The 11,731-nt window shown below is 62.2% G+C and carries 12 protein-coding genes and 1 pseudogene; 5 read left to right on the forward strand and 8 right to left on the reverse strand.

All coding sequences use genetic code 11. The annotated features are described in order from the left end of the window. Positions 1-100: 100 nt before the first annotated feature. The 3 genes from NW809_RS06865 to NW809_RS06875 form a co-directional block, all read right to left on the reverse strand. Positions 101-901 (reverse strand): DUF4397 domain-containing protein, encoded by an 801-nt coding sequence (locus NW809_RS06865; protein WP_414401788.1) that lies wholly within the window; start codon positions 899-901, stop codon positions 101-103. A 173-nt stretch (positions 902-1,074) separates the two neighbouring features. Next, positions 1,075-2,343 (reverse strand): bifunctional sterol desaturase/short chain dehydrogenase, encoded by a 1,269-nt coding sequence (locus NW809_RS06870; protein WP_414346372.1) that lies wholly within the window; start codon positions 2,341-2,343, stop codon positions 1,075-1,077. Between the two features lie 240 nt (positions 2,344-2,583). After that, positions 2,584-3,150: a DUF192 domain-containing protein gene (locus NW809_RS06875; protein ID WP_099812568.1), complete on the reverse strand. Its 567-nt coding sequence runs from the start codon at positions 3,148-3,150 to the stop codon at positions 2,584-2,586. A 211-nt stretch (positions 3,151-3,361) separates the two neighbouring features. Between NW809_RS06875 and NW809_RS06880 the strand changes: the two genes are divergently transcribed. After that, a complete protein-coding gene (locus tag NW809_RS06880; RefSeq protein ID WP_099835676.1) occupies positions 3,362-4,660 on the forward strand; it encodes a serpin family protein in 1,299 nt (432 codons plus the stop codon). Here NW809_RS06880 and NW809_RS06885 read toward each other — a convergent pair. The 4 genes from NW809_RS06885 to NW809_RS06900 form a co-directional block, all read right to left on the reverse strand. After that, positions 4,647-6,467, reverse strand: a complete 1,821-nt coding sequence (locus tag NW809_RS06885) for an NFACT family protein (protein WP_011429147.1) — start codon at positions 6,465-6,467, stop codon at positions 4,647-4,649. The genes NW809_RS06880 and NW809_RS06885 overlap by 14 nt on opposite strands. Positions 6,468-6,686: 219 nt before the next feature. Continuing rightward, the gene (locus NW809_RS06890) at positions 6,687-7,304 is read right to left on the reverse strand and encodes a DUF3727 domain-containing protein (RefSeq protein ID WP_011429146.1); all 618 of its coding nucleotides are present in this window, start codon (positions 7,302-7,304) and stop codon (positions 6,687-6,689) included. 72 nt (positions 7,305-7,376) lie between these two features. Further along, the gene (locus NW809_RS06895) at positions 7,377-7,622 is read right to left on the reverse strand and encodes a gas vesicle protein GvpG (protein ID WP_011429145.1); all 246 of its coding nucleotides are present in this window, start codon (positions 7,620-7,622) and stop codon (positions 7,377-7,379) included. A gap of 20 nt (positions 7,623-7,642) precedes the next feature. Beyond that, positions 7,643-7,915, reverse strand: a complete 273-nt coding sequence (locus NW809_RS06900) for a hypothetical protein (protein ID WP_099834698.1) — start codon at positions 7,913-7,915, stop codon at positions 7,643-7,645. Positions 7,916-7,930: 15 nt separating this feature from the next. Here NW809_RS06900 and NW809_RS06905 point away from each other — a divergent pair. Then, positions 7,931-8,332: pseudogene (locus NW809_RS06905) on the forward strand (amino acid ABC transporter ATP-binding protein); the annotation flags it as partial. Between the two features lie 10 nt (positions 8,333-8,342). On the opposite strand, the gene NW809_RS06910 reads toward NW809_RS06905, so the two are convergent. Continuing rightward, entirely contained in the window at positions 8,343-9,155 is an 813-nt protein-coding gene (locus NW809_RS06910; protein ID WP_011429142.1) for a class I SAM-dependent methyltransferase, read from the reverse strand. Between the two features lie 28 nt (positions 9,156-9,183). Between NW809_RS06910 and NW809_RS06915 the strand changes: the two genes are divergently transcribed. The 3 genes from NW809_RS06915 to trpA form a co-directional block, all read left to right on the forward strand. Beyond that, positions 9,184-9,399 carry a hypothetical protein gene (locus NW809_RS06915; protein WP_011429140.1) on the forward strand — a complete coding sequence of 72 codons (216 nt, stop codon included), beginning with the start codon at positions 9,184-9,186 and terminating at the stop codon, positions 9,397-9,399. A gap of 115 nt (positions 9,400-9,514) precedes the next feature. After that, positions 9,515-10,915 (forward strand): ABC transporter substrate-binding protein, encoded by a 1,401-nt coding sequence (locus tag NW809_RS06920; RefSeq protein ID WP_011429139.1) that lies wholly within the window; start codon positions 9,515-9,517, stop codon positions 10,913-10,915. A gap of 53 nt (positions 10,916-10,968) precedes the next feature. Further along, positions 10,969-11,731 (forward strand): tryptophan synthase subunit alpha (gene trpA, locus NW809_RS06925; protein ID WP_414401789.1); only part of this gene is annotated, 763 nt, incomplete at its 3' end.

An 11,731-nucleotide genomic window follows, 5' to 3' on the forward strand; every position in this document is an offset into this window, starting at 1 on the left:
ACCACCACTTGAAATAAGGCATCCACGGGCTGTGTCCCCAAAGCTAGAGACGACTGGCTAGTCTCACAGTATAGAGAGGATCAAGCCGCAAGCAGCCTTGCTATAGGAGCCTACGAGCCCGCGTTTCCTCTGCCAGCACCAAGTTTAGGCCCGGATTGCTGCGCATCAGCCCCGCCACGTAAAGGGTATAGACTTTCCCTGCCTCTAACTGGAGGTCAAACCGTTGCAAGAGAATGCTCCGGCCAGGAGACGACTGCCCACCTGGCGCGGGGGCTGAAGGAGCTATGGCCACCTGAATTTGGGTAAAGCCGGGTCGCATGGCTTGAAAGGTGGAAACTTGCCCGAAGGCCAACTGAGGTATCAGCACCCGCCCTTGCTCCCCCTGCCATTGCAGGGCCGGCGCATCAGGGGCAGCGTGAACAAACCGAACCAGGGCTTGGTCAAACAGCGAGTTGATGTTGTCTTCCAAAACTAAGGCCGTCACGCGATTGGGCTCGTCAGCAGCCACCACCGAGAACACTCCCCCGCCTCTGAGGTTGGCCACAGTTCTGGCCGCAACCGTTCGCGCTAGCGGAACGGAGTCCTTAAAACTCGCGGGCTGGCCAGGGCTGGTCGTCTCAGGGGTTGAAAACAAAACAATGTCGTACTCGCCCGCCGGCATACGCACGTACTCGCTCACCGAGCCATAGGCTACACCTTGAGCAGCCCTTACCCCCCCCACTTCCAAGTCGATCCGAGGGGCATTGGGGGCCACATGCACCAAGCGCACCTGGATCTCAGAAACTCCCGCGGATGCCGAAGGCATCGGGATGGCACAGCCGGACAAAAACCCCGGCATTAAAGCCCCGCCCACCACGCAGAGGACTGCGCTCACCCACTGTCGCACCATGTTTACACTCACTCCTACTCCTCACACCCAGGGTTCATAAGGGAGATCGAGCGGAAGAGCCCTCTCGCTCCCCAAAAGTTCGGGTTAGCGCAAGGGATCCCATCCCCTGCCGCCAAGGAACCTGCTCTTGTCTTACCCCAGTTTTGCGCCTGATGCCATAGAGCCGGGCAGGATTTGCGGCCCCCCTAAATCAAAGGGATCCCGGCGGCCGGACCCAGAAGAGCTGGGCGAGAAGAGCGGCGGCTGAACAAGCGGAAATAGGTGCTGACGGCCAACTCTTTCAGCGGGAAAAGCAGGTAGGTGAGCGGGTTGATGGTAACGATGATGTTGCGGCAATCGCGCTTGGCCTGGGCCAGGATCTGGGCGGCCACCCAATCGCCTGACATGACTCCAATCGGGTTGAGCTGGCTCTTGAAGGGCCCGAGGATGAGCTTGCGCACCACACAGGGGGCATCGAGACGGCGTAGGGTAACCAGATCGCCCAGGGCCCGTTTGGAGAGCTCGTAGAGAGGGCTAAAAGCAGGGCTGACCTCGGCTTCGGAGGTGTTCACCCAAACCTCTTTGGTGGCCATTTCCCGATTGCCGCGCACCGTTTGGAAAAACAGCTCCATCAGGCGCCAAGCGGAGAAGGTGTTGACAGCATAGGACTGGTGGACCGACTCGGGATCCCGCTCCCCATGCACGTTGAGGCCGTGGTTGATCACCAAGATATCGACTCGTTCCAGGAGCCCGGCCAGGGATCCCTCCTGACCCACCTGCCAGTGGATGGTCTCCACCGGCTGGGGCTGGCCGTCCACTTCGATGGCGACCGAATCCGCATGGGAGCTGAGGGCGATGACTTTGGCCCCATGGCGGGAAAAGTGCTTCAAGAGGGCCCGGCCCAGAGTGCCAGAGGCACCGGTGACGGCCACGCGCTTGCCTTTAAAGGAGAGACTGGTGCCCATGATCCGATCCACTAAGGTCAGGGTGCCGCAAAAGTAGGCGTTGGTATCGTCGAAGTGGTGCCGCCAGTGGTAGGCGCGGTTGACATGCCACTGGGCAGGAGGAGCAGGGAAAGGCCCGGGTTGGTGGGTAATGTCCGTCTGCAGGGCCAGCCCCCAGCCGCGCAACATGCCGGCAACCAGAAAACTGGCCGAGTAGAGTACCCCCACCGCCGCCGCTAGGCCATACAGCCAGGATCCCTGTCCCAACAGCACCACCCAAGGGATCCCGGCCAGGATCATCGTCGCCGCTTCGGGGACATCGTGGTGCCACTGGGATTCTCGGTACAGCTTCGGGTCTACCACGCTGAGATCGGGGCGAAACAGGCGGTGGTGCAGAGTGTGCTTGGGCATCAGCCAGGGCCACTGGTGGGCCAGCCAATGGCGCCCATCCCGCACAACCTCGGCCCAAAGGACGGAAGCCAGGGCAACGACCCCAACCCCCAGCCACTGAGTTACGCTGCTAACATCCATAGGGCTTTGCCGGCAGTAGCCAAACCATCCTGGGCTCGCGGTCGCCTCTTGGCATCAATCTCAAAGCAGTTGGCGACCCTCAAAAATCATCGCAAAGATCCCTGAAAAGATCATCCCAGGCCGCAAGCAAGACGGCCAACGGCAGCTTTTGGGATCCCAGGAGCATGGTCTCAACCTCTTCTGCAAGCTTGTCTTCCCTCACCCCCAGCCCCTCTCCCAAAGGGAGAGGGGAGATAGAGATCAAGGGGCGGAGCTGGGAAGCTCGCGGATCTCAACCGTATCTCCCACTTGCAAACCTAAGGCCGCCGCCGTCCCGCCGCGGAACTCCAGCACGCCATCTACCAACTGGTCAGAGGGTGGCCCATAGACGGGGCAGGGTTGGGCGGGGCAACCGGGCACATCGGCAGCGATGTACACCACCTGGCCTTGGCGGAGAAAGATAATGTCCAGGTTGAGCAGGGTGTTAAACATCCAGAAGGCAGCCGGCTGGGGCGGGTCGAAGGGAAACCACATGCCGCGATCAGGCGGCAAATCGGTGCGAAACATCAGGCCCAGCCTCTGTTGCTCAGGGGTGCGGGCCACTTCCAGCTCAAAGCGCCGGCCAGCGATGGTGACTTCTGCTGCCACCGGCAGGTGCTGGGGCTCTCCTTTGGCCGAGGTCGCGTTGGCAACGGCTGCCGTCTCCTGGGCTTCTAAAGATGAGGATCCCCCAGCAGTACATCCCAGCAGCAGAGCCAGGCCTAAGGCAATCCCGCCCGCTGTGGCAACCCGGCGAGAGCGCCGCCCCTCCCTTGCCCGCAAACTCATCCCTTGTCTCCTGCCGAGCTAGCTGTGCAGGCTTGATCCTACCCTGCTCTTTAGGTTGAAGAGGGAGGGGATCCGTAGCCAGTTTGGCCGGGATCTCCTGCGGGCTTTGGCCTGTCAATCTCTCCTCAAGCGCAAAGAGCCATCCACCCCCAACCCGATACCATAGCCATAGAGTCTATCTATCGTTCCCCACCCGGCCAGGAGAGACCCCATGAAAGACCTTTTGAGCAGATCCTCGCTGAGCCGGAGCTCGCTTCTGGCTCTGTTTGGCCTATTGCTTTTGGGTCTCTGGCCCGCACAGGGGATGGGATCCCAGGAGGCCCCGGTGCGGATCCCGTTTGAGCCGACCGTGACCTATGGGGAAGGCTATGGAGAAGAGGCTGTGGCCCAACAAGCCCAAAGTCGCTTTGCGCTAAAGCTGTTTGATCGCCTGCTCCAGCAGCAGCCGCAAGAGAACCTCTTTTTCTCTCCTTTGAGCATTCACTTGGCTCTGAGCATGCTGTACAACGGCGCCGCTGGGGAAACGCAGGCGGCCATGGCCGAGGTGCTGGAGGCCCAAGACCTCTCCCTCCATGAGTTGAACTGGACCAATGCCCAGATGGCGCGCTGGCTGGTGGAGCGATCCCAAGCAGAAGGGCCGATCCAGGTGCAAATTGCCAACGGCCTTTGGGTCGATCAAACCCTCACCCTGCGGCCTCCCTTTTTGCAGGCGCTGGCCACCTATTACCAAGCAGTGGCCAATCGGGTGGAGCTGGGATCCCGCCAGACGGTGCAGGCGATTAACCGTTGGGTAGCCGAGCGCACCCAGGGCCAGATCGACCGCATCGTGGATCGCCTCAGCCGGGAAGACAGGCTGGTTTTGCTCAACGCCATTTACTTCAAGGGAGAGTGGACCCAACCCTTCGATCCGGCCCTGACAGAGCCCCAGCCCTTTACCCGCCCAGATGGCCGCCGTGTCCAAGTGCCGCTGATGGCCCAATCCGGTCGCTACGGCTACCGGGAGACCGAGCAGCTCCAGGTGGTGCGCCTGCCCTATGGGGAAGGGGAACTGGCTATGGTGATCCTGCTGCCCAAGCCAGGGGTGAGCCTGGAAGCCCTGCGACAGGAGCTCAGCCCAGAAACTTGGCAAGAATGGACGGGATCCCTGCCCACCCGCCCCGGCTCGCTGCGGCTCCCCAAGTTTAAGCTGGCCTACGAAACCGATCTGGTGCCGGCTTTGCAACAGTTGGGCCTGGGGATCGCCTTTTCCCCTCAGGCCGATTTCAGCCAGATGACCCCAGAGCCGACGCAGGTCAGTAGAGTCTTGCACAAGGCGGCCATCGAAGTAGATGAAAAGGGATCCGGGGCGGCAGCCGCCACCGGGGTCATCGTCTCCCGCACCGCCAGCGACCGGCAAGAGCCCTTCCAGTTCGTAGCAGATCGCCCCTTCTGGTTTGCCATTGTGGCCTCCGGAGCCAACCGGGAGGCGCAAACTGTGCTGTTTATGGGATCCGTAGTCAACCCCAAGTAGAGGGCTGTAGCTCTGCTGGAACCTCCGGCTTGGGCGCCCCCTCCTTTTCCACAAGCAACTGGGCACGGCTGGGACGGCCCCACAGCACCTGCTCCTGCTGGTAAACCACCATGCCGGGTGGGGATCCCTTGGGTTTGAAGACGCACTTAGGGCGGGTATACACCACCGGTACCTGGTCGCTGAAGCGACCGCGGCTAAAATACGCCGCCAGATCGGCAGCCGCCTGCAGATCTTCACTTTCGGCCACCGCGCCCGGAGGCAGGCGCAACAGCACGTGGCTACCGGGGATCTCTTGGGCGTGAAACCACCAATCTTGGTCTTGGGCCACGCGGAAGGTCAGCCGATCATTTTGCCAGTTGTTGCGCCCCACCCAGATGGAGAAGCCGCTGGGGCTAGTGAAGCGATAGGGGTTGAAGCTGGCTGAAGAGGCCCGTCTGGATCCCTCTGCCCGGCTGGGGCTCTCTAGGTAGCCTTGTTGAATCAGCTCGGTCTCAACTTCTCGAAGGGCGGCCAAGTCCTGGGGATCCCGATAGGTTCCCAGATGCTGCAGGGTCGCTTCCACCTGCTCCAGGTAGCGGATCTCTTGCGCTACAGCTTCTAGCAAGGGCTGGACGGCCTCCTGGGCTCGTTTTTGTTTGCGGTGCTTGCGGTAGTAGGCCTGGGCGTTGAGAACAGCGTTTTTCTCCGGATCCAGCGGGATCTTGACCATCTGGCCGCTAAAAAAGTCTGGCAGCTCCATCAAGCTCAGCCCTGGCCGCCAGAGGTGGAGATGGGCCATGAGCAGATCGGCAGCCTGCTTGGAGGCTTCCGCTTGGGCCGAGTCGGCCAGCATCCTCTCGAAGTGCTCTTGCCGCTGGCGGAGTTTTTTCAGCAGGGCAGCCAGCTTTTGCCCCAGGCGCTGCCGCTCTCGCTCAAAGCGTTCGCGGTTGAGCTGGGCTTGGTAGTAGGCTTCCAGGAGCTGATGCAAGTTGGGTGTAGAGGGATCCCCGCCAGAGCCCCTCCAGCCGAGAACAGTGTACCCCTGGGGGGTAAGGGCCGGCTTAAACTGAGCCGTTTCCAGGCGGGCCAGCCAGTCCTGCCACCAAAAAAACAGGGCCTGCCACTCCTGGGGCGAGAGTTGGTTGCTGGGGGTTTGGGGTGGGATCCCGGCCTGCAGGCACATGGCCTCTGCCAAATGCCGGCTCAGGCCGCGGTAGCAGCGCAGCAGCCGCTGAGCAATGGGGCCAGGGATTAGGGCAAGACGCTCTTGCCACTGGGAGAAGGGCTCGGCTCGCTGGGGGATGGGATCGCTTAGGGCAGGGGGAGCTTCGTAAAGTAGACCTGGCTGCACCGGCCGTACCCGCGACTGTCGCTCGCTTACCCCGTGGCCGCAGGCCAAGATCATGCCCCCCTCGTCCACCAAGATGGCGTTGCTGTACTTGCCCATCACTTCCAGATAAAGGTGGCGTTGAGGGGGATCCGCGGGGCGAGGGGCAAAGCGAAAGTCAATCACCCGCTCCCACTCGTCCAGCAGCGCCAGCTCCGTCAGCGCCAAACCCCGCAGGTGCCGTTGCAGGTGTTGGCTAAAGGGCAAGTCCTCTGCTTCCTTGGGGGGAGCCTGACAGAGGTGAACTCGGGCCGCCTGAGGATGCCAAGACAGTAGCAAGCAAGGACGCGCCTTGAGGGTGCGCAGGCCAATCACCACCGTCCACAGATCCGTCTGCTGGATCCACTCCACGCGGGCAGGCAGCAAGGGATCCCCCCCGGCCTCAGCCCCTTTTAGATCTGCCAGCACAGCACGGAGGGTGGTCAGGTCAACCGGTTGCATCCCTGCTGCTCCTTGGGATCGGGCAACGCCTGGGGAACTGAACGAGGGCCTCCTTCCATTATCTGCCGCTCCCCTAGCTGGCGCTGGCAACAAAAAGACTCCGCCCAATCGACTTGAGCGGCAACCAAGGGGCTGCATTGGGGCAAGAGGCTTGGTACTTCCACCTTTGGGCTTTTTGGCCCAGGTGCCTTCAATTCTCAGGCAGAAACCCCGAGCTGCCTAGTCCTCGTCTTCATCGTCATATTCTTCATCATCGTACTCCTCCTCTTCCACTACCTCGTCCAGATCGAGCAGCACAGCATTGAGTTGGTCGAACAGGGCTGGCGAGTCCTCTGGGTTCAGTAGGTAGGGATCCCCCTCGTCAGGCAGGGCCACGTAGACCAGAACTGGGTCGAGGGGCGTAAAGATGCCGTATTTCTTGTCTTTGTAGAAGAAGGTAGCCAGCAGTTGGAATTCCTGGGCATCTTCCTCGCTTTCGCCCAGCTCGAACACATCTTCCTCTTCAACAGGGGGCAACTCTCCCTGCACCGTCAGGATGTCGAAGCCGTTTTGCTGCAGAGTCAAGTTCAACTCCTCCAAGACGGCCTGGATGGTGGGGATAGCAGCCTGGAGCTCCTCTGGATCCGGCTCATCCAGGATCCCTTCCATGTCCGCATCTCCGTTCACCGCTTGGCCGGGCTCTTCTTCCCCCTCCCAAACCAGAACTTTGATCACGGCGTCCACGGGCGTGGCCAGTGCATAGGCTTGTTCCTCAATGACCACCTGCCTCAGGATCTCGCATTTCAGAGGCTGGTTCTGCTCGTCGCGGAGCACTAAGGTTTCGCGGGATTCGGCCATGGAAAGCAACCCAGGGTAGGAAAATGAGGTCAACCAAAGCTTATTCTCCCATGTTCTGATCCCCCGCAGAACTCAGGGATCCTCGTCGGCACTGCCGGCTTCGGCCTGGGCCAGGGCTTCCAGAGCCAGCAGGATCTCCTCTTCTCGCTGGCTATAGGTCTCTTCATCGATCTCCCCCAGATCGAGCTGAATCTGGAGAGCGGTGAGTTCTTTCTGGAGGTTTTCTTTGCTGTCGAGTTGTGCCTCGGCCCGCTCGCGAATCTGCTCCGCCAACCACAGCAAGCTCTGGGCCGGCCACGTCAGCAATTGCCAAACCATCCCCGCGCCTCTCCCGTGATTTAGGTCAATCCTAACAAGCGGATCCCACCTCCGCCTAAAGCCCGATAACCGATGCTCAGACCCTCCCAAAGGTGGCGCCATAGACCCGAAACAGAGGGATCCCTGCCGCTGGACTCTGCTGCTGGTTGCCGTTGCTCCTGTTCCAGCAACTCCAGCAGGTGGGTGTTGTTGGCTGCCCTGGCTGCTTCTAGACGATGGGCCAGAGAGACAGCGATGTTCCGCCGATGGCGGGCCAGAAAGCTAGCTCCACTCGCTTCAGCAGTTGCGCTCATAGAAATAGATAGAAAAAGGCCGAGGCAGTTGAACGGGCTATGGAGGTGTTGAGACGAGTGGGGATCGCCGAGCAAGCCGAGAAGTATCCTGGTCAACTTTCGGGGAGGCAGCAGCAGCGGGTGGCGATTGCCCGCGCTTTGGCCATAAATCCGGCGGTGATGCTCTTCGATGAGCCCACCTCGGCCTTGGATCCGGAGATGGTCAAAGAGGTGCTGGACGTGATGCGGGAGCTGGCCCGCTCGGGCATGACCATGGTGTGTGTAACCCACGAGATGGGCTTTGCCCGCGAGGTGGCGGATCGGATTGTCTTCTTCGACCGCGGCAAGATCGTGGAAGAAAACACCCCCCAAGAGTTTTTCAGCAACCCCAAGGAAGAGCGTTCTCGCCTTTTCTTGTCGCAGATCCTTTCCCACTAAGGGGCTGCGCTTAGAGAGGCGCAAGCCGTGCCAGAAAGGCCCCCTCCGGCTCTTGGTAGAGAATTTGTCCCTGCCAGCCGTTGGCGTGGGCACAGCGCAGCAGGGTTTCCGGATCCACAAACAGCCAGGGAAAGGGATCCCCGCGCTGCCCGCCGTACTCGGCCACAAAGTTCACCACCCTGGCTTTTGCCTCGCCCGCTGTTCTGCAGTCTCTCCCCTTCTCCCGATCCTCGGCTTCAGAATTAGCTGAACTTTCTACCTGCGGCAGATCCGCCGCGTCGCCCTCTTCACTGAGATCGGCTAGATCGGTGGAATCCACAAGCAACTGGCCGGTGGGCTGAACCCAGTGGCGGGCCAAGCTTAAAAAGCGCTCCAACCCCGCCAGGGATCCCACCAGGCCGGCGCCGTTCATCAGCAGCAGCAGCGTATCGAAGGGCTCTTCCGGCCCCTCCCAGTGGAACAGGTCGGCGGCGATGCGGCAATGCACCCCCCGTTCGGCCATGATCTGCAACGCCACCGGCGAGCGATCCAGGGCGGCTACGGCAAACCCCTCCTCCTGCAACAGCAGGCTGTGGCGGCCCGTGCCGGCGCCAATGTCCAGCACCCGACCGCGGCAGAGCTCTAAGGCCAGGGCCTCCACCTCCGGCAGCTCTTGGGTGAAGAACACCTCCGGCGAGACCACCTGGGGCTCCTCTGCCAGCGGGATCCCCTCGGCGCTGTAGGCGTGCAAGAGCAGAGATCCCCTCGCCTGGCCCCGGTGCCAGTCCCACAGGGCTTGCTCGAGCGGATCCTGAGGCAAAGGGTTTTCGACAACCTCTATCATGGGAAGGGAAAGCTAGAGTCTTGCCCCAATGGCCATTGCCGCATTTCTTTACGCTGCCGCTTTGGTTCTTTTGCTGATCGCAGGAGTCGTTTGGGCCACCTCTCAGCCGGCTAACTTGGAGACCGAGCCACAGGCCGGCGCACCTCCAGAAGAGCCCCCGGCAACCCCATCTGTTCCTGTTTCCATTGTGGAGCAACTGGAGCGCCAATACCGCAACAGCCCTTCCTACCGTCCCGATCCTTAGCGTATGCTTCAAGAAAGTTCTTGAAGATCCTTGAAGAGGGGGGGTCCAAGAGCTTCCTGAAGGCGTGAGCGGTACCCCTGCTGTCCGGATTCTGCTGTTCTCTTCCTTGGGGCCCATGGCTGCGAAGTCTCCACCCCCTATCGTCTACATTGCCCTAGGGCTATTGCTCCTCTGGGGTGGTCATCGCGCCTGGCAGGCGGGCTACATCCGCTGGCCAGAAGGGATCCCTCTGCCAGGGTTGGGCGGTAGGGCCCAAGATCTGCTCTTAACCAGCGGCGAGCGCACCCTGTTTGCCGATAGCAGTCCCGCCGCCGTGGCTGCAGCAGAGCTGTTGCGCCAGGGCAATTTCGGCGCGGCGATCCCGCTCCTAGAGATGGGGCTACAGAACAACCGCAACGACCCGGAAGCTCGCATTTTCCTCAACAACGCCCGCGCCCAGCAGCAGGGCAACCCCTTGAGCATAGCCGTGGTGGTGCCCATCTCCAGCAACCCCAACCGCGCCAAGGAGACCCTGCGCGGCGTGGCCCAGGCCCAAGAGGAGCTATTTCAGCAAGGGGGTATTGCAGGGCGGCTGCTGCGGGTGGTGATTGCCGACGACGGGGACAACCCAGAGCGAGCGGCGGCAGTGGCCAAAGCCCTGGTGGGCCAGCCCGAGATCCTGGGGGTGATCGGCCACAACGCCAGCGATGCCACCCTGGCGGCGGCTGAGATCTATCAGTCTGCCGGCCTGGCCATGATCTCCTCCACCTCCACCAGCACCCGCATCAGCCTGCTGGGGAACGCCATCTTTCGCACCGTCCCCTCCGACCAGATTGCTGGCACGCAACTGGCCCGCTATGTCCTTAACAAACTGCGCCTGCAGAGGGTGGCCATCTTCTACAACCCCAACAGCGCCTACAGCACCAGCCTGCGCGACGCCTTTGCCGCTACCCTGACCAGCGAAGGGGGCGTTGTGCTGGCGACCTTCGACCTGTCGGCAGCCGATTTCAACCCCCAGGCCAGCCTGCAGACAGCTCTGGGGCAGGGATCTCAGGCGGCTTTCTTGGCGCCCACGGCTTCCGTGGCCGAAAAAGCGCTGGCCGTTGCCCGCGAGAACGCTGCCCTTGGCCAGCCCCTCGCCCTGGTGGGGGGGGATGTGCTGTTTAGTCTCACCACCCTCAAGGAAGGGGGGGCAGCAGTAGAGGGGCTGGTGGTGGCGGTGCCCTGGCATCCCGACGTGCCCCGCAACCGCGGCTTTGCCCAGAAGGCAGCCCAGATGTGGGGAGGGCAGGTGAGTTGGCGCACGGCACTGGCCTACGACGCCACCCGTGTTTTTCTCCAGGCTATTCGGCAGGGATCCCCCAGCCGCAGCGGCATTCTCACTGCCCTGGGCGACCCCAACTTCCGCTTGCCAGACGGCGCTTCCGGGGAGGTGCGCTTTTTGCCCTCCGGCGACCGCGATGCTCCCCATGTGCTGGTGCGCATTGAACGGGGCAACCGCTCCGGCACCGGCTACGATTTTGTGCCCCTCCCCTAGGGCAGGCGCTACAGTAGGGGGTGCTCTCCATCTCCTCAGCTTGGACAGATCCCATGCCCAGCCGGATCACCGCGTGTTTTCAGGCGCTGCGCAGCCGCGGCGAAGCCGCCCTCATCCCCTACCTCACCGCCGGGGATCCCAACTTGGAAACCACCTTTGCGGCCCTGCAAGTTTTGGAGGAGAACGGCGCCGACCTCATCGAGTTGGGGGTGCCCTATTCGGATCCCCTGGCCGATGGGCCGGTGATCCAGGCAGCAGCCACCCGCGCCCTCAGCCGGGGCGTCACCTTGGGCGACATCTTGCAGGGCTTGCGGGGCCTCTCGCTGCGGGCTCCCCTCGTCCTGTTCACCTACTACAACCCCATCCACCAGCTCGGCATCCCCACCTTTGTGCGGCAACTGCGCCAGGCCGGCTGTGCCGGCTTGGTCGTCCCCGACCTGCCCCTGGAAGAGGCCGGATCCCTGCGGGAAGCAACGCAGGCGGAGGGGATCGACCTCATCCTGCTGGTGGCCCCCACCAGCCCCGCCGAGCGAATGCGCCGTATTGCCCAACAGTCCAGCGGCTTTATCTACCTGGTCAGCACCACCGGCGTCACCGGCGAACGGGCCGCCCTGGAGCAGCGGATCCCGGCCTTGCTGCAGCAACTGCGCCAATACACCTCCCTGCCGATTGGGGTAGGCTTCGGCATCTCCACCCCCGACCAGGCCCGCCAGATTGCTCTCTGGGGAGCGGATGCGGCGATCGTGGGCAGTGCCTTTGTGCAACGGCTGGCCAAGGCCCCCACCCCCGCCCAAGGGCTGCAACAAATTGCCCACT

The sequence above is a fragment of the Synechococcus sp. WC101 genome, assembly GCF_047461555.1.
Classification (GTDB): domain Bacteria; phylum Cyanobacteriota; class Cyanobacteriia; order Thermostichales; family Thermostichaceae; genus Thermostichus.

Excerpts from the sequence above, each read along its gene's own strand:
- NW809_RS06870 (WP_414346372.1), bottom strand. The coding sequence starts at position 2,343 with ATGGATGTTAGCAGCGTAACTCAGTGGCTGGGGGTTGGGGTCGTTGCC.
- NW809_RS06875 (WP_099812568.1), bottom strand. The coding sequence starts at position 3,150 with ATGAGTTTGCGGGCAAGGGAGGGGCGGCGCTCTCGCCGGGTTGCCACA.
- NW809_RS06880 (WP_099835676.1), top strand. The coding sequence starts at position 3,362 with ATGAAAGACCTTTTGAGCAGATCCTCGCTGAGCCGGAGCTCGCTTCTG.
- NW809_RS06885 (WP_011429147.1), bottom strand. The coding sequence starts at position 6,467 with ATGCAACCGGTTGACCTGACCACCCTCCGTGCTGTGCTGGCAGATCTA.
- NW809_RS06890 (WP_011429146.1), bottom strand. The coding sequence starts at position 7,304 with ATGGCCGAATCCCGCGAAACCTTAGTGCTCCGCGACGAGCAGAACCAG.
- NW809_RS06895 (WP_011429145.1), bottom strand. The coding sequence starts at position 7,622 with ATGGTTTGGCAATTGCTGACGTGGCCGGCCCAGAGCTTGCTGTGGTTG.
- NW809_RS06900 (WP_099834698.1), bottom strand. The coding sequence starts at position 7,915 with ATGAGCGCAACTGCTGAAGCGAGTGGAGCTAGCTTTCTGGCCCGCCAT.
- NW809_RS06910 (WP_011429142.1), bottom strand. The coding sequence starts at position 9,155 with ATGATAGAGGTTGTCGAAAACCCTTTGCCTCAGGATCCGCTCGAGCAA.
- NW809_RS06915 (WP_011429140.1), top strand. The coding sequence starts at position 9,184 with ATGGCCATTGCCGCATTTCTTTACGCTGCCGCTTTGGTTCTTTTGCTG.
- NW809_RS06920 (WP_011429139.1), top strand. The coding sequence starts at position 9,515 with ATGGCTGCGAAGTCTCCACCCCCTATCGTCTACATTGCCCTAGGGCTA.